The sequence below is a fragment of the Flavobacterium procerum genome (genome assembly GCF_042431625.1).
Classification (GTDB): domain Bacteria; phylum Bacteroidota; class Bacteroidia; order Flavobacteriales; family Flavobacteriaceae; genus Flavobacterium; species Flavobacterium procerum.
Genome location: NZ_JBHLYW010000009.1, coordinates 702312 through 723595, shown reverse-complemented (window position 1 = coordinate 723595; position 21284 = coordinate 702312). Strand labels below are relative to the sequence as shown.

Annotated in this window: 17 protein-coding genes; 15 read left to right on the top strand and 2 right to left on the bottom strand. The window is 35.4% G+C overall.

What is annotated here, in order from left to right:
• Positions 1-261: 261 nt before the first annotated feature.
• The gene (locus tag ACFFLS_RS14205) at positions 262-507 is read right to left on the bottom strand and encodes a hypothetical protein (RefSeq protein WP_379682247.1); all 246 of its coding nucleotides are present in this window, start codon (positions 505-507) and stop codon (positions 262-264) included.
• 87 nt (positions 508-594) lie between these two features.
• On the opposite strand from ACFFLS_RS14205, the gene ACFFLS_RS14200 reads away from it, so the two are divergent.
• The 9 genes from ACFFLS_RS14200 (at position 595) to ACFFLS_RS14160 (ending at position 9007) form a co-directional block, all read left to right on the top strand.
• Positions 595-1137 carry a hypothetical protein gene (locus tag ACFFLS_RS14200; protein WP_379682246.1) on the top strand — a complete coding sequence of 181 codons (543 nt, stop codon included), beginning with the start codon at positions 595-597 and terminating at the stop codon, positions 1135-1137.
• Positions 1137-1283: a hypothetical protein gene (locus ACFFLS_RS14195; protein ID WP_179005364.1), complete on the top strand. Its 147-nt coding sequence runs from the start codon at positions 1137-1139 to the stop codon at positions 1281-1283. The genes ACFFLS_RS14200 and ACFFLS_RS14195 overlap by 1 nt, the downstream gene beginning before the upstream one ends.
• 81 nt (positions 1284-1364) lie before the next feature.
• Positions 1365-1598 carry a hypothetical protein gene (locus ACFFLS_RS14190; protein ID WP_057116258.1) on the top strand — a complete coding sequence of 78 codons (234 nt, stop codon included), beginning with the start codon at positions 1365-1367 and terminating at the stop codon, positions 1596-1598.
• Complete coding sequence (locus ACFFLS_RS14185; protein WP_379682245.1) at positions 1570-1968, top strand: YchJ family protein; 399 nt, start codon at positions 1570-1572, stop codon at positions 1966-1968. The genes ACFFLS_RS14190 and ACFFLS_RS14185 overlap by 29 nt, the downstream gene beginning before the upstream one ends.
• Before the next feature lie 106 nt (positions 1969-2074).
• On the top strand, positions 2075-3193 hold the full coding sequence (locus ACFFLS_RS14180; RefSeq protein ID WP_379682244.1) for a vWA domain-containing protein: 1119 nt from the start codon (positions 2075-2077) through the stop codon (positions 3191-3193).
• 160 nt (positions 3194-3353) lie between these two features.
• A complete protein-coding gene (locus ACFFLS_RS14175) occupies positions 3354-4817 on the top strand; it encodes a MoxR family ATPase (protein WP_379682243.1) in 1464 nt (487 codons plus the stop codon).
• Between the two features lie 262 nt (positions 4818-5079).
• The gene (locus ACFFLS_RS14170) at positions 5080-5934 is read left to right on the top strand and encodes an EamA family transporter (RefSeq protein ID WP_379682242.1); all 855 of its coding nucleotides are present in this window, start codon (positions 5080-5082) and stop codon (positions 5932-5934) included.
• A gap of 430 nt (positions 5935-6364) precedes the next feature.
• Entirely contained in the window at positions 6365-7651 is a 1287-nt protein-coding gene (locus ACFFLS_RS14165) for a Glu/Leu/Phe/Val family dehydrogenase (RefSeq protein WP_379682241.1), read from the top strand.
• 132 nt (positions 7652-7783) lie between these two features.
• Positions 7784-9007, top strand: coding sequence for a sterol desaturase family protein (locus ACFFLS_RS14160; protein ID WP_379682240.1), 1224 nt, complete (start codon positions 7784-7786; stop codon positions 9005-9007).
• Between the two features lie 138 nt (positions 9008-9145).
• Here ACFFLS_RS14160 and susR read toward each other — a convergent pair whose 3' ends face one another.
• Positions 9146-10744, bottom strand: a complete 1599-nt coding sequence (susR, locus tag ACFFLS_RS14155) for a SusR family glycan utilization regulator (protein ID WP_379682239.1) — start codon at positions 10742-10744, stop codon at positions 9146-9148.
• A 481-nt stretch (positions 10745-11225) separates the two neighbouring features.
• Between susR and ACFFLS_RS14150 the strand changes: the two genes are divergently transcribed.
• The 6 genes from ACFFLS_RS14150 to ACFFLS_RS14125 all read left to right on the top strand — a co-directional run bounded on the left by ACFFLS_RS14150 (position 11226) and on the right by ACFFLS_RS14125 (position 21053).
• Positions 11226-11747: a DUF5004 domain-containing protein gene (locus tag ACFFLS_RS14150; protein ID WP_379689463.1), complete on the top strand. Its 522-nt coding sequence runs from the start codon at positions 11226-11228 to the stop codon at positions 11745-11747.
• A gap of 8 nt (positions 11748-11755) precedes the next feature.
• Positions 11756-12838 (top strand): hypothetical protein, encoded by a 1083-nt coding sequence (locus ACFFLS_RS14145; RefSeq protein WP_379682237.1) that lies wholly within the window; start codon positions 11756-11758, stop codon positions 12836-12838.
• A 29-nt stretch (positions 12839-12867) separates the two neighbouring features.
• Positions 12868-15885, top strand: coding sequence for a SusC/RagA family TonB-linked outer membrane protein (locus ACFFLS_RS14140; protein WP_379682236.1), 3018 nt, complete (start codon positions 12868-12870; stop codon positions 15883-15885).
• Positions 15886-15913: 28 nt separating this feature from the next.
• Positions 15914-17422 (top strand): RagB/SusD family nutrient uptake outer membrane protein, encoded by a 1509-nt coding sequence (locus ACFFLS_RS14135; RefSeq protein ID WP_379682235.1) that lies wholly within the window; start codon positions 15914-15916, stop codon positions 17420-17422.
• 342 nt (positions 17423-17764) lie between these two features.
• Positions 17765-19009: a glycoside hydrolase family 99 protein gene (locus tag ACFFLS_RS14130; RefSeq protein WP_379682234.1), complete on the top strand. Its 1245-nt coding sequence runs from the start codon at positions 17765-17767 to the stop codon at positions 19007-19009.
• A 25-nt stretch (positions 19010-19034) separates the two neighbouring features.
• Positions 19035-21053, top strand: coding sequence for a glycoside hydrolase family 97 protein (locus ACFFLS_RS14125; protein ID WP_379682233.1), 2019 nt, complete (start codon positions 19035-19037; stop codon positions 21051-21053).
• Positions 21054-21284 lie beyond the last annotated feature (231 nt).

Genomic DNA, 21284 nt, shown 5'->3' with positions numbered 1-21284 from the left:
ATTTTTTGCAAAGGTACACTTTTTTTTAACTTTTTAGTTTTGATGTAAAAAATATTCAGTAAAGTTGGTTTATTAAAACGTTAATTAGATGTTGGAATCTTTTTTAACCGCAAAGCACGCAAGGGTTTTGATGTGCTTTCATAGCAAAAGCGCAAAGTTCGCAAAGCTTAGTGAAAAACTTTGCGAACTTTGCCTAAACCTTAGTGTTCTTTATGGTAAAAAATATACGTTCCAACAAAACCTGAAACCTGAAACAAATGCTTATTCCGGCTTATGATTCGCCTTATCGAAGTTTCTAGATTTCTTTGGATATTGCTTATAGCTTATATCGCTTGGGTTTTCGATAACAGACTTTATCGTAATCCAATCGCCGACATTAAACTTCGCCTGAACCATTTTATAGTCTAAAAGATATTCACCACAGAAATAATTATTGTTTTCATCTTTTTCGATAATACCAGTAAAAACTCCTTTTTGTGGCATTTGTTGTTGCGTATCTTTCGACATGATTCTCTATTTTTAAATTATAAGGAGCAAAGATAAGCAATTAGGATTGTTTTTCTGAGTTCCATGCAAACTGAGTATATTTGCAGCATGCAGAAAAACTTTAGACCACATCCAAATTCTTTTAAAAATACATTTTGTGCGTTTCATGAAGTGCTTCCAGAAATGATTCAGGGACTAAAGAAACAATTTGAAAGTAAAGCAGGGAGCACTTATTATTATACAGAAGAAGGTATGTATCGCGTTTCGAATCACTGGGGAAGGCTGGCAAACAGCAAATGGCGTTTAGTTGCCCGTGAACCGGAAACAGAATTGAAAACTAAAATTGGTTTTGCTAAATGGACAGAATTTTATCCAGACAATGCAACAGATAAACTATATTATATAGAAGCCGATTTCGAAAAGAATTCAGCCAATTACCAACATAAGAATAATCCAGAATACGACGGAAAATCGGTTTTAAGAACAAGTTTGGAAACAACGAAAAGGTTGAAACAAATAAGGAACCTACAACAACTGACGAATTGGGCAAAACATTTTGATTATGAGTATATTGATGATTTACGAAAGCAACTCATCAACGAACTGATTTTCACAGAAAAAACGTTGGAACAAATTAAAAGAGAAGTGTAATGGGACGCAATAACGAAAAGAACATCAAAAAACATAACGATAAATTGCACAAAGCCCAGGCTAAGAAAAAACAAGCCGAAGTTTCGCGCAAAGAAAAGCTGAAAGAAATTGTGAAAAAATTCAACGAAAGTAAAAACGAAGAGTGAAATAATAGTTTCAAGTTTCAGGTTTAATGTTACAAGTTGACGTAGCAAACCTGAAACCTGAAACCTGAAACAAAATAACAAATGAATAGTAAATTTGAAACCTTAAAAGCGAGCGTACAAGAAATTATCGATTTAATCGCTGCAAAAAATGACAGAGAAGCTAATAATAAACTATTAGAAGTAAGTGAAACATTAGACGAAATGATTGATTTTGCTGAAGAAGATGAAGAAGTGAGAGAAATTACCCGTTATCAGGTTTTATTGAACCAGCTTCATGTAAAAATTAATGGAGAAGAACCAGTTGATGGAGAATAGAAAATGTTTCTGCGACACCGGATTGCTTTTTGAAAACTGCTGTGGATTGTATTTGAATAAAGGCCAAAATGCATCTTCAGCATTAGCTTTAATGCGATCGAGATATTCTGCTTACGCGACTCACAATGCCGATTATTTGATGGAGACAACTTATATTTCAGAAAGAAAATATTATTCAAAACCTGAAATTTTAAAATGGGCAGTTTCTAATAAATGGCAGAAACTGGAAATTCTTAGTTTTACTGAAAATACAGTAGAATTCAAAGCTTACTTTTTAGATTCAAATAACAAATCTCAAACACATTATGAATTTTCTACATTTAAATTCGAAAATGGAGCTTGGTATTATTTGGATGGAAAGTTTGAATAATTATTACATCTAACACTGTTAGTTGAGATTTTTGATTAAATATTTTAACTAAAAATTAATAAACGATTCGTTTTTCATAATTCTAAAAAGATGTAATTTTAGATTTATGAAAAACGAATTTAAAAAAGGCTTTTATTTTAAGACTTACGAAGCTCCTTTTCAGTCTCCGTTTGACAAACTTTTTACGATTTTTAAAGAGTTAATCACCCATACTTCGGGCGATTTTGATGAAGCCATCAGCTGGCTTCGGGAGCTGGACATAGAATATAAACTTACAGACGAAAATTATACTATAGACGATTTTATCGAAGATTTAAAAAAGAAAGGTTATATCCGAGATGAAGTTAAAGGCGATGGAAGTTCTGGTTTAGGAATCACAGCAAAAACTGAACGCGCTATCAGGCAACAGGCTTTAGATCAGATTTTTGGAAATTTAAAACGTTCTGGAAGCGGAAATCACAAAACAAAACATGCTGGAAATGGTGATGAACATACGGGGGAATTCCGTGAGTTTAATTTCGGCGACAGTTTAGAAAGAATTTCGTTGACCGAAAGTCTTCGAAATGCACAAATCAATAACGGAGTTGAAAGTTTTATGCTAACCGAAAATGACTTGGTTGTAGAAGAAACGCAGTACAAAGCACAAATGAGTACCGTTTTGATGATCGACATCAGTCATAGCATGATTTTGTACGGCGAAGACCGAATTACGCCTGCCAAAAAAGTGGCAATGGCATTGGCTGAACTCATTACAACACGCTATCCAAAAGATACGCTCGATATTTTGGTTTTTGGTAATGATGCCTGGACGATTCCAATCAAAGATTTGCCTTATTTGCAAGTGGGACCTTATCACACCAATACAGTTGCTGGTCTACAGTTGGCGATGGATATTCTTCGCAGAAAGCGGAATACCAACAAGCAGATTTTTATGATTACCGACGGAAAACCAAGCTGTGTTCGAGAACGTGATGGTTCTTATTATATGAACAGTAATGGTTTGGATGAATATATTGTAGATAAATGCTACACTCAGGCGCAACAGGCAAGAAAACTGCACATACCGATTACGACTTTTATGATTGCCAGAGATCCATATTTACAGCGTTTTGTGAATCAGTTTACTGAAGCGAATCAAGGAAAAGCGTTTTATACCGGACTAAAAGGTCTGGGCGAAATGATTTTTGAAGATTATGAAGCGAATAGGAAGAAACGAATAAAGTAAAATAGGTACAAAGGTACAAAGGTGCAGAGTAACAAAGTAACAAAGGTTTTCTAGAGTAACAAAGTAACAAAGGTTTTCTGTAGAGACGCACTGCAGTGGATCTGACACAATGGTTGTTGTCTGCATAAAATAAAAAAAACAAAATCTATATTTCAATAAAATGGAAATAAATACTATAAAGACATTAGGTCAATTAAAAGTCACAGGATATAAGAGTACAAGTATTAAAGATGAATTACGAAACAATCTTCGGGAAAAAATTAAATCGGGAAAACCAGTTTTTGAAGGAGTTCACGGATTTGAAAACACAGTAATTCCAGAATTGGAACGTGCAATTTTGTCTCGTCATAATATTAATTTACTCGGACTTCGCGGACAAGCAAAAACGCGTTTAGCACGTAAAATGGTCGAATTATTAGACGAATACATTCCGTTTGTAGATGGTTCTGAGATTAATGACGATCCGTTAAATCCGATTTCTCGTTTTGCAAAAGATTTAATAGAGGAAAAAGGTGATGAAACACCTATTTCATGGTTGCATAGAAGCGAACGTTTCTTCGAAAAATTGGCAACGCCAGACGTAACGGTAGCCGATTTGATTGGAGATGTTGATCCAATAAAAGCTGCAAATTTGAAATTATCCTATGCAGATGACCGCGTAATTCATTTCGGAATGATTCCGAGAGCCAACCGTTGTATTTTTGTAATCAATGAATTGCCCGATTTGCAAGCCAGAATTCAGGTTGCGTTATTTAATATTTTACAAGAAGGTGATATTCAAATTCGTGGTTTTAAATTGAGAATGCCTTTGGATATGCAGTTTGTTTTCACCGCAAATCCGGAAGATTATACCAATAGAGGAAGTATCGTAACGCCTTTAAAAGATAGAATTGGTTCTCAGATTCTAACACATTATCCAGAAACTATTGAGATTGCAAGAACCATTACGGAACAAGAATCGAAATTGGATCAGAATCAGACCGATTTGGTTTATGTGCCAAGTTTGGCGAGAGATATTTTGGAACAAATTAGTTTTGAAGCTCGCGAAAGCGAATATATCGATAACAAAAGTGGTGTAAGTGCAAGAATGAGTATTACGGCTTTTGAAAATTTAATTAGTACAGCAGAGCGTCGCGCGTTGCTTTCTGGGACAGATAAAACGACACTTCGTTTATCAGATTTTATTGGAATCATTCCAGCAATTACAGGAAAAGTCGAATTGGTTTACGAAGGAGAACAGGAGGGAGCTGATGTTGTGGCAGAAACACTGATTGGTGCTGCAATTCGTACTTTGTTTCCGGAATATTTTCCAAAAATCGAAAAATTAGAAAAACCAGACGAAAAAACACCTTATTCTGATGTTGTCGAATGGTTTTTTGCCGAAAGCGGTTTCGAATTGTTAGACGATGCTTCAGATAAAGATTATAAAAGTATTCTTGACGAGGTTGAACCGTTAAATGCGCTATTGCAAAAGTATCAACCAGAAACAGCTCAAGAAGATAAATATTTTATGAAAGAGTTTATTTTATGGGGTTTGGTCGAATATAAAAAACTAAGCAAGGATCGATTTGAAAAAGGAAATCAGTTTAGAGATATTTACGGAAGTTATATCAGTAAATTTTAAGAAAAGCATTTACTTTTTTTCAAATTTATACTTTGCTTAGGTAGAATTAATCGGCCTAAAATCTGCTTTAATCTGTGTATATCTGCGTGAAAAATCTATGTGTACTAATTATTTCACGCAGATTTCAAAAGATTTCGGCAGATCAAATTGGATTTTTTAGTTTCAACGGTTTATAATATAATCTGGTCTAGCTGGTTTTTTTTTAACCGGTTGGACCATTTTACTTTACAATGACGTACTTTTACAATCCAAAAATCAATTTATGTTATTTCTTATTTTAAGTATTCTTTGCAGTGTAACAGTGGGTGTTATTTTTAAAATCAGCAGAAAATACAACAGCAATGCTGCGCAGATTATTTCTTTTAACTACGTTGCGGCAATCGCACTTTGCTATTTTACTTTTAATCCAGATTTGAAAACATTAGACAAATCGGCGCCATGGAATATTTATACAGCGGTTGGAATCTTACTGCCTATTGTTTTTCTGTTTTTGGCCTTTTCTATAAAATATATGGGAATTGCAAAAACGGATGCCGCACAGCGATTGTCTCTTTTTATTCCCATTTTGGCAGCTTGGTTATTATTCAATGAAAATTTTAATACTTATAAAATTATCGGGGTTTTAGTTGGGTTTACGTCGCTTTTGTTTATTCTGAGAAAGCAATCTGACAATAAAGAAAACAAATGGATCTATCCGGCTTTGGTTTTGTTTGGTTTCGGAATTATCGACATTCTTTTCAAGAAAATAGCTTTATATACAGCTGTCCCGTATACCACTTCGCTGTTTTTTGTGTTTGTAATTGCTTTGGCGGTTTCAGTTTTAATTGTTTTCTACAAATTGTTTATCGTTAAGGAAAAATTCAATCTGCGTAATCTGCTTTTTGGAGCACTGGTTGGAGTATTCAATTTTTGTAATATTTTATTTTATTTAAAAGCCCATAAAGCTTTCGCTGAAAATCCATCTACGGTTTTTGCAGGAATGAATATGGGAGTCATAATTCTCGGAACACTTACGGGCGCCTTTTTCTTCAAAGAAAAACTTTCTAAAACTAATCTTTTAGGTTTGTTTTTGGCTTTAATTGCCATTGTTTTCATTGTTTTTTCGCAATTAAAGTAATTTTTTTCATAATATAACCCTTTAGTTTACAATGGATTCAATAGTAGGATTTTAATTATTTAAAAATAAACTCTACTAATTCTATAGAATTTATAAATTTATTTTGTAGATTTGCTTCAACAATGAAAAACTATAGCCGAAATATGATGACGTCTTTTACCTGCAGCTTTGCGATGTGCTGTATGATGGACCGTGCTCAGAAATGGCGTTAATAGAGAAAGTACTTGTTAGTTATTTTTTTTTTTAGCCTTTCATTGCACCATGAAAGGCTTTTTTTTGAAATCATTAAAAAATCAAAAGATGAGAACCAATAGAAATATAAATATTTTGATGCGCTGCTGTCTGAGAAAAATTCCGTGTTGCATTTTGTTGTAAATGCAAAAGTGATTCGATGACCAAAAAAATAACCCAAACCTAAAAACTATATAAAATGAGTTCAGAAATTATAAAACATAACCCTTTTCAATCTATGATTGATAGGTTTAATATTGCTGCAGATATTCTAAATTTAGATGATTCTATCAGACAGAAACTGCAGCGTCCTGAGAAACAAATCACAGTAAACTTTTCTATTGTTTTAGACAACGGAAATATTCAGAATTTTGAAGGCTATCGCGTTATTCATAACACCGCATTAGGCCCGTCAAAAGGAGGCATCCGTTATGATACAGCGGTAAATCTTGATGAGGTAAAAGCGCTTGCCGCCTGGATGACCTGGAAATCTGCTGTAACCGGAATTCCGTTTGGAGGAGCAAAAGGCGGCATTATTTGCGACCCGAGAAAGCATTCAAAAACCGAATTAGAGAAGATTACAAGAGCCTACACAAAAACGCTATCCGATATTTTTGGACCTGAAAAAGATGTTCCTGCTCCCGACATGGGAACAGGCCCTGACGAAATGGGCTGGCTGATGGATGAATTTTCACTATTGCACGGAAAACCGATTCATGCTGTAGTGACAGGAAAACACTTGCACTCTGGCGGATCACTCGGAAGAGTAGAAGCAACTGGAAGAGGTGTAAGCATTATAAGTCTTTTGGCGCTTGAAAAATTAAAAATCAGACCGGCGAGAGCGACAGCTGCAATTCAGGGTTTTGGAAATGTAGGACTTCATTCTGCTTTGTTTCTTTACGGAAAAGGTGTAAAAATTGTTGCCGTAAGCGACGTTTCAGAAGCATTTTACAATCCTGAAGGTCTTAATATTCCTGAACTGATTTTGTATTATAATCTTAATAACAAAACGATAAAAGGATATCCGAATTCAGTTGCCATAAAACACGAAGATTTGCTGCTTCTTGAAGTCGATTTACTGATTCCGGCAGCAAAAGAAGATGTAATTACGCAGAAGAATGCTGGACAAGTTCAAGCAAAAATTATTGTCGAAGGAGCCAACGGTCCGGTTTCTTCGGATGCTGACCAGATTCTGCACGAAAAAAATATATTAGTTGTTCCTGATATTTTAGCCAATGCAGGAGGTGTTACAGTTTCTTATTTCGAATGGCTTCAAAACTCGCTTTTGGAGTCTTGGAGAATCCATCAGATTAATACCCGTCTGGAAGATATTCTCGAAAAAGGTTTTGATACTGTTTTTAGAGTTGCAGTAAAATACAATGTAACGCCTCGTATCGCTGCTTATATTATTGCTTTGAAAAAAGTAGCCGAAACGCAATCTGTAAAAGAGTTTGCGCTAGAAGCACCTCAGTATAAACAGAATTAAAATCAGGTTTATTTAGTTAAAGATCATTTTCATCGATTGCGTTTTTTCTCTCCAGATTGACGTGATTAATGGAAATGTCTTTTTCGTTTTATTTAATGAATACAAAATTTAGAATCGTAAAGTGTTGAAAAGATGAAAAATATAAATTTTCTGGCGTTTGCTATGCCGGCCTTTTTCCTTTTTTTATTTATAGAGTATAAGCTTGCAAAACGCAAAAAAAGACCGGAAATTTTTAATTATGAAAGTTCTGTATCTAATATCAGTATCGGAATTGCAGAGCGTCTGATCAATTTATTTATTGCAGCCAGTTTTTACCAGTTGTACTATTTTATTTATGATGATTACAGGATTTTTGATATTCCTGCAAATGCTTTAATCTGGTTTGCACTTATTCTTGCAACCGATTTTGTTTGGTATTGGTATCACAGGTTAGGACATGAAGTCAATTTTTTCTGGGCAGCACATATTGTACATCATCACAGCGAAGAGTTTAATTTTACTGCAGCAGCCAGAATTACGACTTTTCAAGCCATTATCAGGACTGGATTTTGGTGTGTTCTGCCTTTAATTGGTTTTCATCCAACAATGGTTATTACGATGCTTATTGTTCATGGCGCTTATTCGTTTTTTACGCACACACAACTTATCGGCAAAATAAAATGGTTGGAATATATTTTTGTCACACCTTCTGTTCACGGTGTTCATCATGCTTCAGACGAAAAATATCTAGATAAGAATTACGGCGATATGTTTACTTTTTGGGACCGACTTTTCGGCACTTTTCAAACCGAAGAAGAAAAACCAAAATACGGATTGACGCATCCGCTGAAAAGCTATAGTTTTTTATGGCAGCATTTTCATTATTATTTCGAAATTTATGAATTATGGAAACGCTCAAGCGGATTTAAAGCTAGATGGAAAGCCGTTTTTGGAAGTCCGGCCGATATGGATCAGGATATTCGCCCGATTCTAGAGAAACGTTTTCTGCAGGATAAAGCAGCTCCAAATCAGAGGCTTCGATTTAAAAATTATCTTTATATACAATTAGGAATCTGCACGCTGATTCTGACTGTTTTCACCTATTACTTTGATTATCTCGAAAATTATGATAAGATATTTGTGCTTTCACTAGTTATTCTGACTTTAATAAACTGCGGCGCCTTATTAGAACAACGAAAGTGGATTTATTATTTAGAATATGCTCGACTTGCCATGATTTCGACCTATTTTTTATACGAGGAAGATCTAATCATGTTTTTCTTTGTACCAATTGCAATAATGATTTTTGCAGAACAATTATTTTCGTTAAGTAAAATTTATCAGAATACTATTTTACAGTTGGAAACTGTTGAATGATTTTTTTTGCCACGAATTCACGAATTAGTGTAATTTAGTATGTGGTTGTGGCGAATTACACGTATAGATTTAAAAAATAATTCGTGAATTCGTGGCGAAAAAAAACTCAAAGCCTTAGTGTCTTAGAATCTCAGCATCTTAAATCGTCTTTATGTCCATAATTTTCTGCTCAAACGTATCTTTAAAATCAGATTTGCTTTTGATTCTTGTTTTATACGTATAAATGGTTGCGACAGAAAGTTCTAAAAATTCAGCCATCTGACTACTGTCCTGAATTCCTAATCGGTAAAGAGCAAAAATTCGCAGTTCTGTATTCAGCAGTTCTCCTTTTTTAACAATGCATTTATGGTCGTTGGGAAATAATTTATTGAATTCTGCTACAAAAGTTGGAAACAGTTTCAAAAAGATTTCGTCAAATTGATGAAAGAGACTTTCTCGCTCTTCTTTCACATTATAGCGCTTCAGGCTTGCAATAACTTCATCGGTTTTTTTGGTGATGATTTTATGCAGCGTACTTTTCTGAATATGGTCTATTTTATTGATGAAAGCCGAAGTTGCTTTGATAAAATAGGTAATGTATTCTTCTTTAATGGCATTGGCCTCGCTTAAGCTCACATTCATTTCTTGCAATTTCAAATACGAATCGGCCATTATTTTTCGGGCTTTGTTTTTTTCTTTTAGTTGTTTGAAAATTATTCCAAGAAAAATGAAAATGATAACCGTTAATATCGTGAGAAGAATAATGATTTTTTCCAGTTTATCGTTTTTATCTTTCACATTATTCAATTGTGCTTTTTCGATAATGGGAAGAATAGACGAAATTTCAATTTTTCTGTGTCTGGCATTGTAGAAAGTGGCATCATCCATTGCTATATTGATATATTCGTTGGCTTTGTCCAGATTTCCCATTTTAAAAAGTTCGTTGGCTAGATTTCGCAATGCAACCGTTTCTTTGGTGGCATTTTTAACGTCAGAAATAGCGGCCAGAGCGAGATACTGAATCGCTTTTTTGGTGTAACCCCGTTCCGAGTAGATATAGCCAAGGCTCGAAGCAGCGATTCCATAATAATCAGGAGGTAAATTATAGTTGTTGATCCAATAGCTGAAAGCAAATTCGGCCCCGCGCCAGTCTTGTTGTTTTAAACGTTTTAAACTTTCCGCTGCCCAATATTCATTGGTATTGATTTCAATTAATTCCAAAGCTTTTTTCAGGAAATGATTGCCTTTTTGGACATAGTGAATCTTAAAGCGCATATCACTGTTATAATCAGCCAAATCATAATAAGCGCGGGCTTTTATGTTGTAATATTCAATTTTGTTTTTAAGATCAAGTTTTTTATCGTCAATCACATCCAGTGTATCAATTGCTTCTTTAAAAAGTCCAGACGAAAGCAATACAAAACCTTCTTTGATGCGACTTTGGGACAAAAGCTTTGGATTTTTTAGAACTATCGCTTTGATTTTTGCTTCTTCTAAATAATAGTAAGCAGAGTCGTATTTGAACGATTTGTATTCGCCAAAAAGCGACATATAACAATTGTACAATTCTTCATTGTTCTGATTGAGTTTAAACTTGGATATATTTTTTTTTAAGGCTTCTATTTTTCGATATTTATCTTTCAGGTACACTTCTTTTTTTTGAAGTGCCTGATCTAATTCTTCCAAAACCGGATTTGTCTCTTTTGCAGTCAAAGAGAATCCGATTATAAAGAAAAACAGCATTACTATTTTTTGCATGATTTGGTTAGGTTTAAGATAGAATGGTTTCGTGATATAGTTTAGTTAGTTCTATTTTGAAATTAGAATAGATTGAAATCAAATGCAATTTTGATTTTGAGATTTCTTGAAATTGGTCTGTTAACATTGTACTAAAACTCGAATTTCGATATGAAAATAAGAGTTAAATGTTAAAAACAAGAAAATTATTTGCAATTATACAATAAAAAGAATGGATATATGTGCATGCCGAAAAAAATCCCTTTAATATTTTTCATATTGTCATTTTTACCATTTAAAAAACATGATTTTTAGTCTAAACATCATCTTGATTTTTTAGTTGTGAAAATAAAATTAATTAATTGATTGTCAATTGTTTGGTTTTGAAATTGATTGAATTTAATCTTGATTTTTATCAGATATTTTTTTTAGGAATTATTAAACTTCTAGCTTCGCTCTAACCTTTTGAAGGGGTAACAAACTAACGAAAACCAAAAAAATTATGAGATGTAAAAGTATTTACTGGATAGCTTTTATGTTGTGTTTTTCTGCCATTGGCTGCGATAACACAGAAGACGGAAGTTATGTAGATCCAATTACCATTTATGAGAAAGTAAATGGTAATTGGGGCTTAACAAATTTGAAAATGGTTGATGAGGCCGCGAAAGCGAACAAGATTGAACCAAGTGAAGAAAACCTGAGCATTTATTTTAACTATGAAGATTTTAAAATCAACTTCAGCGTAGACGAAAAAAACAAACCGACAAGTTATCAGGTAACAGGAAATGTCCCTCCTTTATTTGCTCCAAAGGGCTATTGGGAACTGAGTTCAGATTTTCAGCCGACCAATGCTGAAGCGACAAAAATCTATTTGTACAGCGATGCGCAGAAAACGCAGAAAACAGATGAGCTTCGATTAATTTCTGTTCCGGGTAAAAATGAGGAAATGCAGTTTCAATTAGTGCGTTCTTCTGGCGGAACACCATTTGTGTCTTATGTATTCAAATTAAATGCTATTAACTAAAGTGTAATATGAAAAAGTTTATCTATACCATTCTACTTGCCTTTTTAATGGCGCCAAATTTTATTAAGGCACAGGAAAATGCAGGAGCCGTTGGTCCGATGTCTTCGTTTCCGGTGGTTTACAAATACGACGAAAAAGTAACCTGGTTTTTCGATTTATCAGGAACTACATTTGCTGAAACAGAAGATTTATACATCTGGATCTGGTCGCCATCTGAACCAGATGCAGGAAATTGGGAACATTCGTCTGATTTTGCCAAATTAAAATATGAAGGAAATAAGATTTGGAGTTTCACTTTAACACCAACAATTTATTTTTCTAAGACTCCAGAAGAAATTGCTGCGAGCGCGGGATTCTGGTTTCGTTTGAAAAACAAAAATGGATCAAAACAAAGTGACGTTGCGAATATGGCCTACACTGATTTTTCTTCTTTCTACACAGCAAACGAATTAATCAGATCGTATCCGTCAAAACCCTTGATTGATAAACCGGTTAGTATTTTATTCAATTCTAATCTAAAAGACGGATTTACAGGCGTTCCAAGCGTTCACTTTCATAGTGGTTTAAACAATTGGGCGGTTTCACAAGAATATCAAGCATGGCTTCCAGATGTATCTGAAAAAACAAAATTGAAAGATTTGGGAAATGGTTTTTATAGAATGGATTTGATTCCGCAAGAGTACTATAATCCGCCAGCAGGCTTTGTCATGGAAAACATCACTTTTCTGATGGTTGCAAAAGACTGGACAACAAATTCGGGTGATCAGATTATTTATGCAGGTGAATTTGTTCCACCGCCGCCACCAAGTTTCAGCTTTTTTCCATTGCAAATAAGTCAGAAAGATTTTCTTGGAATGTCTAGAAAAAATAACGAAGTAGGTGTAAACAAATTACTTTACACGATTACGGCTGGAAGCAAGACAATCTCTGGTGAGTTTTCTGGAGGAACGTCAGAAATTAAAGGATTTGTCAATTTGGTTTCGGAACTAAACGGACTTCCGAATTTAAGTGAAATTCATGTTTTGGTTAAAGACAACAAAGACAAGACCATTTCGGATACGACGATTCCGCTTAAGACTTTAGACAAATAATTCACTATTAAATTAAAACACCAATTCTAATGAATAGTAAAAATAAAAAAAGCGTCCTGCATCAAATGTGGAACGCTAAAGAAACGGTATTGCTAATATTGATGCTTTTTCTTTCTGCCGGTGTATGGGCGCAGGGAAAAAAGCAGGTATCGGGTACTGTTTACGATAATACAGGCAGTGTTTTGCCGGGGGCTTCTGTAATTGAAGTAGGTACAAAAAACGGAACTACAACAGATTTTGATGGCAAATTCAGTCTTTTGGTGGCCGTAGGAGGTACGATAGAAGTATCTTTTATTGGTTCGACTACACAGAAAATTCAAATTACAGCAAATAGCAATACTATAGAAGTACGGCTGCAAAATGACGGATATGCTTTGGCAGAAGTTCAGGTCGTTTCTGTAGGTTACGGAAAAGTAAAAAAATCGGATCTGACTGGAGCGATTTCTACTGTAGGAGCCAATGATTTAGTAAAAGGAACAATTTCATCTACAGAGCAAGTTCTGCAAGGAAAAGTTGCGGGATTAAATATCATTCGTCCTTCAGGTGATCCTTCGGCGGGTTCGACTATTCGCTTACGCGGAGGAACTTCGTTAACAGCAAGCAACAGTCCGTTGATTGTTGTAGACGGAATTGCTGGAGTCGATATCAATGTCGTACAGCCATCTGATATTAAATCGGTTGATGTGTTAAAAGATGCTTCGGCAACGGCCATTTACGGTTCTAGAGGAGCAAACGGTGTAATCATGATTACAACCAAATCAGGAACCAAAGGTGTTTCTGTAACTTATAGCGGTTTATCAAGTATTGGTTATGTAACCGACAATTTAGATCTTTTGTCTGCCAATCAATGGAGAGCTTACGTTCGTCAGACCAATAACCTTGATGCAGTAGATTACGGAGGAAATACAAATTGGCAGAAAGCTATTGAACATGCAGCTATTTCGCAGTCGCATACTTTGAGTATTAATTCAGGAAAAGCAGACAGCGGTTTCAGAACTTCGATTTCTTATTTAAAAAATGAAGGTGTTATAAAAAGATCCGGTTTAGAAAGATTGAGCGGAAATGTTAGCGGTTATCAGTTTCTTGGAGACAACAAAGATGTAAAATTTGATATGGGATTATTTGCCAACATCGACAAATGGCATCTGATTGATTATAGAATTTTTGAAAGAGCTTATAATTTAAATCCAACAATTCCGGTTTACGATTCAAATGGTGAGTTTAGTGTTGTTACAGGGAATATCTATCAGAATCCTGTAGAGATTTTAACGAATAGAACTATCGATAACGAAAGACACAGACTTCTTGGCTATTTTAAAACAGAAGTTAAATTCTTGCGTGATTTCATGGCAACAGCCAATATTTCGCTAGAACATAATGCAGTAAAAGGAGGATCTTACAAACCTTCTTATGCTGTTATGGAAGGACAGAATGAAGGAGGTTATGCCCAAAGAAGCTACGGTGAGTTTACAAATGCGCAAGGCGAATTATATGTAAACTACAATAAAACAATTGAGAAACACAATATAAGCGCTTTGGCTGGATATTCTTATCTGGAGAATATCTACGAAGGTTTTGGTGCGCAAAGAGGCGGATTTGTAACAGACGCTTTCAGTTACAATAATCTCGGAGCAGGTTACAATTATCGTTTAGGCGATGTGTATTCATACAAAGGAAAATCAAATTTAGTGTCATTTTATGCTCGTGCAAACTATGGTTATGACGGGAAATATTTATTGACAGCAACCATAAGACGTGACGGATCAAGCCGTTTTGGAGAAAATAACAAATGGGGAACTTTCCCATCTGCTTCTGCAGCTTGGAGGGTTTCTAACGAGGATTTTATGAGCGGTACAAAAGGATGGCTTGATAACCTGAAATTGAGAGTGGGTTACGGAGTTACGGGTAATCAGGATGGAATTGGAGAATACAAATCGCTTTCAATCTTAGGTGTTGGAAAAGACAGTTACTACGATCCAGTTACGAAAACTTGGAGTTTGGCTTATTCACCAAAACAAAATCCGAATCCTGATTTGAAATGGGAATCTACTCAACAAATCAATGTTGGTTTTGATTTTGGACTTTTCAATAGAATTACAGGCTCGTTCGAATATTATTCTAAAACAACAAAAGATTTATTATATACTTATGAAGTGCCTCAACCTCCTTATTTAGTTGGAACAATGCTGGCAAACGTTGGCGAAATGTCTAATAAAGGAGTAGAATTGACGTTGAATGCAGAAATCGTAAAAGGAGATAAATTTACTTGGGACGCTAATTTGACACTTGGACACAACGTTCAGAAAATCGAAAAACTTTCTAATCCGACTTATAAAACAGATGTGATTTACAGCGGATCTCTACACGGATTGGCTGGTATGTCAGGACAATATTCACAGATAATTGCAGAGGGGTATCCGGTTGGAACTTTTTGGGGATTCAAAAATGCTGGTTTAGATGCCGACGGAAAAATAATGTATTACAATGCTGCTGGAGATGTAGTAGCTGAAAGCGCATTAGTTGACGCAGATAAAAGAGATTTAGGAAATATTCAGCCAGACCTGACTTTGGGAATCGGAATGAATTTTACCTATAAAAATTTTGATCTTGGAATTACCGGTTACGGAATGTTTGGACAAAAAGCACTTAATGCAACCAATATGATGCTAAACGACCCAAACAGATTGCCTGCGTTTAATGTTCCAGATGATTTCTTAAACACCGGCATCACATCGGCACCTAAATATTCTGACTATTGGATTGAAGACGCTTCTTTCTTCAGATTACAAACTTTATCGCTTGGCTATACTTTACCATTAAAATACAAAAAATCTAAAGTTAGAATGTATGTAATGGGCGAAAACCTTTTTGTATTTACAAGTTACAAAGGTGTAGATCCAGAAATTGGCTTAAATGCTCAGGACGGAATAAATCAGACGGGAGTGATGGATCAAACAGGTCTTGCGGCTCCTGGAATTGACAGATACAATAATTATCCAAGACCAACCACAATTTCTGTTGGCTTAAATTTTACGCTGAATAATTAAGCGAATTGATAACCATAAAATAGTAACAATGAAAATCAAAATAACAGCAGCACTACTTTTAAGCATGCTTTTTACGGTATCCTGTACTGATTTGGACGAACAGCTTTATGATCAGGTAGAAGACGGAAATTTTGGAAATACGACTAAAGAAGTCGATGCGCTAGTTGGAGGAGCTTATTCTTCTTTGAGAGGATTCTCCGATGCCATATCAAACAATTATCCGACCTGTGAATATGTTTTCTTTTTGAATGAAGTAGTTTCAGATGAAGCCACCATTCCAACAAGAGGAACCAACTGGTACGATGGCGGACAATATCAGGATGCTCAGAGACATACTTGGAAAGCCGATAACAGAATGATTCTTTCGGCATGGCGTTACAATTATACCGGGATTGCAAAAATCAACGCGATCATTTACCAGATAAATAAATCGTCTTTGTCTGAAACTGCAAAAGCTCCGATTTTTGCCGAGTTAAAAGCGCTAAGAGCTTATTATTACTACAATCTTCTAGATTTATTCGGAAATGTACCTATTGTAACCAATTTTGAAGACACCGATCTTCCATCTAATTCGACTAGAAAACAGGTGTATGATTTTGTTGAAAAAGAATTAACAGACGCGATTCCGTATCTAAATTTAAATGTGGTGTATTCTAAATTAACTAAAAATGTTGCCTATTCCATTTTAGCGAGACTGTACTTAAACTCACAAGTTTATATCGGCACAGCGCGTTGGGAAGACTGCATCAATATGTGTCAGAAAGTTACAGGTTATACCTTGACACCAAATTTCTTTGACAATTTTGTGACCGAAAATCAGACTTCAAGCGAAATTATTTTTGCGATTCCGTACGATTCAAAAGCAGGAACGGTTGGAAATTATATGAGTTCAATGTCTGCACATTACAACCAAAAACTGGCCATTTCTCCAATCGGTAATTATCCTTGGAGCGCAAACGGAATGTGCGCGCAGCCCGGAGTTTATTCCGCTTTTGCTGATACTGATAAGAGAAAAAAATGTATGCTTCAGGGAGATCAAATCAATCTAGCAACCGGTTCCGTAATTATGATGGACAACGGAGAACCGCTCACTTATACAGAGAATTTAAGAAGTCTGACAGACGCAAAAGAAAATGAAGGGGTTCGTTTGGCAAAATATGAAATGAAAGCCGGAGAAAATTGGGAGCGTGATCATGATTTTGTGCTAATACGTTATTCAGAAATCTTGATGATGCAGGCAGAATGTTATGTACGTTTAGGTTCTCCAGATTTGGCTAGACCTTTTCTACAGCAAGTTACAGCACGTGCAGGCGAAGAAATGCCAGCAGTAATAGATTTGGCTTTTATAGACAAAGAGCTTCTTAAAGAATTTACTTTTGAAGGAAGAAGAAGAACCGATAACATCCGTTTTGGAACATTCTTCCAACCATGGTGGGAAAAAGGAGCGACAGAAGCTTACAGAGGAATTTTCCCAATTCCAAGTACTGTTTTGACTACCAATAAAAACCTAAAACAAAATCCTGGGTATCCAAATTAGGTTACTGGAATGTCAGTCTTCCATGTTGGTTAGTCGTGGAAGGCTGACATGGTTTTTAAATGAATATCTGCATGGCTTTTTTAGCCACAGATTAAAGGATTTTCACAGATTATTAATCCTTTTTAATCTAAAGAATTATTAAAATCAAAAAAAAAGTTTCACGCAGATTCTCCAGATAAAAGCGGATTCTCCAAGATTTGAATCTAAATAAATCGGAAAAAATTAATCTGCGCGAATCTGCTTAAATCTTTTTAGATCTGCGTGAAATAAATTGCCCAGCAATAAAATCTTTTAAATCTTTTAATCTGTGGCAAAAAATAAAATAGTAAAAAGTAAATCAGTATGAAAAACTATATCAAATTATTGGTTTTTGGTTTAATGAATATTGTAATGGTTGCCGGATGCAGCAACGATGACAAAAGTTCTGATAAACCACTAGAACCAGAAAAAATAGAACCTGTTTCGGTTGAGAAAACCAACAGTACTAAAATTTACATGCACTACATGCCATGGTTTGAAACCAAAGAAAGCAGTACCGACAAAAAATGGGGATACCATTGGACAATGGCAAATAAAAATCCAGATAATGTAGGGGCAAACGGCCGAAGAGAAATCGCATCATATTATTATCCGCTGATTGGACCATACCATTCAGGAGATAAAAATGTGATCGAAAATCATTTATTGCTCATGAAATATGCAGGTATAGACGGCGTTCTGATTGACTGGTACGGCACTTATGATGTTAACGATTATCGAATGGTTAAAGAAAATACAGAACAGCTTATTGATATGCTCGATGAGGTTGGTTTAGAATATGCCATTGTTTACGAAGATCGTTTTTTGACCAATGTCGTAAATGCTGGAAAAGCGATTTCGGTTACTGGAGCTGCCAAAACGGATTTGGCTTATGTACAGAAAAACTATTTTTCTGATGCCAATTACATCAAAATTAATGGCAAGCCTTTGTTGATGAATTTTGGGCCCATTGTATTGCAGACACCTGCCGAATGGACAAATGTGTTTAATACGCTGACAGAAAAACCAACTTTTTTAACTTTATGGGATCAATCTATAGAAGCGGGAGCAAATGCTTCTGGCGAATATGCGTGGGTTTACAAAAACAGTACTTACTTGACTAATTTTTATACCAATACTAAACCAAAATTAAACATAACAATGGGAGCTGCATATCCTGGTTTTAAAGATTTTTATGTAGAAGGCGGAGGCGGAGGGGCAATTGGCTGGACTATAGAACACAATAACGGAACAACTTTGGACGAAACCCTTTCTTTGGCTAAAAATGCAGCTGTAGATTATCTTCAGTTAATTACATGGAACGATTTTGGAGAAGGTACAATGTTTGAGCCGACTGTTGAATTTGGTTATTCGTATATCGAAAAAGTAAAAGCTTTTGCGGGTGTAAAAAATACAGAGAACGTATTTTCGGATATCAGCAGATTGTATGAGTTACGTGTACAGAAAAAAGGAAATATAGAAATCCAGAAAAAGTTGGATCAGGCTTTTAATTATTTTGTTTCAATGCAAACTGCAAAAGCAAAACAATTACTAAGCGAAATTAAATAGGAGACGTAATTAATACAATTAAATAATGAGAAACAAAAACTATAGATACTGTTTGATGGCTTTGGCATCTGCGCTTATTTTTGCCTGCAGTACTAAAAAAACGTACAAAATCAGTTCGCCTGACAATACTTCTGAACTTACTTTTGAATTAACACCTACGGGTCAGCCGCAATACAGTTTTTCGTCTAACGGAAAATCGGTTATTGAGCCTTCTTTGATGGGATTTGAATTTCAGGGAACTGCAAAGATGACCGATGGTTTTGAAGTGGTTTCTACCGAAGAAAAATCGGCAGATGAGACTTGGGAACAGCCTTGGGGCGAATTCAAAAAAGTGCGCGATCATCACAAAGAATTGATTGTGCATTTAAAAGAATCAAAAGGAGAGGAGCGTTTGGTTGATATTATTTTTCGAGTTTTTGATGATGGAATTGGTTTTAGGTATTCTTTTCCTAAACAGCCTCATTTAGGAAAAGTGAAAATTTCGAACGAAGTAACACAATTTACTTTCAAGGATAACAATGAAGTTTGGTGGATTCCGGTTCACCGCGAAAACAGTTATTATGAAAGCGAATATCGCAAGACGTTGATGAGTAAAACGGATACCATCAATACGCCAGCAACTTTTGAAACCAAAGACAAATTATATGTAGCCATTCACGAAGCCAATTTAACCGATTTTGCTTCGATGACATTATTAAAAACAAGCGATAAGCAATACAAAAGTGATCTTGTGCCATGGGCAGATGGTGTAAAAGTATATACCGAAACTCCTTTTGTAACGCCTTGGAGAACCATTATTGTAGGGAAAAATCCGGGAGAAGTTGCAACATCAACCATTATGCTGAATTTAAATGAGCCTTCTAAGATTGAAGACCTTTCTTGGATAACGCCATCAAAATATATTGGAATCTGGTGGGGAATGCATTTAGAAAAATTCACTTGGGGACAGGGACCAAAACATGGCGCAACAACCAAAAATACCAAAGAATACATTGATTTTGCAGCAAAGAATAATTTCGATGGAGTCTTGGTAGAAGGCTGGAACGAAGGCTGGGACGGCGACTGGACAGCCGACGGTTCTGCGTTTAGTTATACAAAAGCTTATCCTGATTTTAATCTAGAAGAGGTAACCAAATATGCAGCCATGAAAAACGTCCGTTTGATTGGGCATCATGAAACTGCAGGCGCAACAAAAAATTATGAAAAGCAATTAGAAGATGCTTTTAAATTATACCAGAAAATGGGTGTTAATTCGGTTAAAACGGGTTATGTAAACAAATATCTGGATAAAAAAGAATGGCATGACAGTCAGTACGGTGCGCGTCATTACCGAAAAGTAATCGAAACGGCTGCCAAATATCATATCATGATCGATAATCATGAACCGATGAAAGGTACTGGTTTACAGCGTACTTATCCGAATTTGATGTCTCAGGAAGGCGGACGTGGACAAGAATACAATGCATGGTCTGTAGATGGAGGAAATACTCCAGAACATTTAACAACACTGCCTTTTACCAGAATGCTTTCGGGACCTTTTGATTATACGCCAGGGAATTTCGATTTTAATTATAAGGTTCCCTCTGGTGCAAGAGTGCATACTACTCTGTCAAATCAATTGGCTTTGTATGTGATTATTTTCAGTCCGCTGCAAATGGCTTCGGATCTTCCTGAGAATTATGAAGGAAAACCAGAGTTTCAATTCATAAAAGATGTTCCGTGTAATTGGTCTGATACCAAAGTATTGGATTCAAAAATAGGAGAATATACTACAATTGCACGTAAAGATTGGAACGAAAAAAACTGGTATTTGGGATCGATTACCAATAAAAATCCACGTGATTTAAAAGTCGAACTTTCTTTTTTAGACTCAGAAAAAGAATATGAAGCTGAAATCTACGCCGACGGTGCCGGAGCAAATTACAAAACCAATCCGTATCCGGTTGCAATCTCTAAACAAAAGGTTAATAACAAAACGATATTAAATCTAAAACTGGCTGCTGGAGGAGGAACAGCGGTAAAATTTACTCCAATTGATAAATAAAGTGATTCAGTTTTATTTTGAGCTACTATAAGTTTATGTTTGGCAGTAAATCCGATAGCTGAGAAGTTATCGGGTTTGCTTTTTTAGTTTCAAGTTTCAAGTTTCAAGTTTCAGGTTTCAAGTTTCTTAGCTTTGAACATAAAATTTAATCTCAAAGTTCGTAAAGTCATAAGCTAATAGAAATAATCTCGCAAAGGCGCGGAGACGCAAAAAAAAATAAAACTTTACGCC

What these genes read in the sequence shown, in the direction of transcription:
- ACFFLS_RS14205 (WP_379682247.1), bottom strand. Translation starts at nt 507, where the DNA reads ATGTCGAAAGATACGCAACAACAAATGCCACAAAAAGGAGTTTTTACT.
- ACFFLS_RS14200 (WP_379682246.1), top strand. Translation starts at nt 595, where the DNA reads ATGCAGAAAAACTTTAGACCACATCCAAATTCTTTTAAAAATACATTT.
- ACFFLS_RS14195 (WP_179005364.1), top strand. Translation starts at nt 1,137, where the DNA reads ATGGGACGCAATAACGAAAAGAACATCAAAAAACATAACGATAAATTG.
- ACFFLS_RS14190 (WP_057116258.1), top strand. Translation starts at nt 1,365, where the DNA reads ATGAATAGTAAATTTGAAACCTTAAAAGCGAGCGTACAAGAAATTATC.
- ACFFLS_RS14185 (WP_379682245.1), top strand. Translation starts at nt 1,570, where the DNA reads ATGGAGAAGAACCAGTTGATGGAGAATAGAAAATGTTTCTGCGACACC.
- ACFFLS_RS14180 (WP_379682244.1), top strand. Translation starts at nt 2,075, where the DNA reads ATGAAAAACGAATTTAAAAAAGGCTTTTATTTTAAGACTTACGAAGCT.
- ACFFLS_RS14175 (WP_379682243.1), top strand. Translation starts at nt 3,354, where the DNA reads ATGGAAATAAATACTATAAAGACATTAGGTCAATTAAAAGTCACAGGA.
- ACFFLS_RS14170 (WP_379682242.1), top strand. Translation starts at nt 5,080, where the DNA reads ATGTTATTTCTTATTTTAAGTATTCTTTGCAGTGTAACAGTGGGTGTT.
- ACFFLS_RS14165 (WP_379682241.1), top strand. Translation starts at nt 6,365, where the DNA reads ATGAGTTCAGAAATTATAAAACATAACCCTTTTCAATCTATGATTGAT.
- ACFFLS_RS14160 (WP_379682240.1), top strand. Translation starts at nt 7,784, where the DNA reads ATGAAAAATATAAATTTTCTGGCGTTTGCTATGCCGGCCTTTTTCCTT.
- susR (WP_379682239.1), bottom strand. Translation starts at nt 10,744, where the DNA reads ATGCAAAAAATAGTAATGCTGTTTTTCTTTATAATCGGATTCTCTTTG.
- ACFFLS_RS14150 (WP_379689463.1), top strand. Translation starts at nt 11,226, where the DNA reads ATGAGATGTAAAAGTATTTACTGGATAGCTTTTATGTTGTGTTTTTCT.
- ACFFLS_RS14145 (WP_379682237.1), top strand. Translation starts at nt 11,756, where the DNA reads ATGAAAAAGTTTATCTATACCATTCTACTTGCCTTTTTAATGGCGCCA.
- ACFFLS_RS14140 (WP_379682236.1), top strand. Translation starts at nt 12,868, where the DNA reads ATGAATAGTAAAAATAAAAAAAGCGTCCTGCATCAAATGTGGAACGCT.
- ACFFLS_RS14135 (WP_379682235.1), top strand. Translation starts at nt 15,914, where the DNA reads ATGAAAATCAAAATAACAGCAGCACTACTTTTAAGCATGCTTTTTACG.
- ACFFLS_RS14130 (WP_379682234.1), top strand. Translation starts at nt 17,765, where the DNA reads ATGAAAAACTATATCAAATTATTGGTTTTTGGTTTAATGAATATTGTA.
- ACFFLS_RS14125 (WP_379682233.1), top strand. Translation starts at nt 19,035, where the DNA reads ATGAGAAACAAAAACTATAGATACTGTTTGATGGCTTTGGCATCTGCG.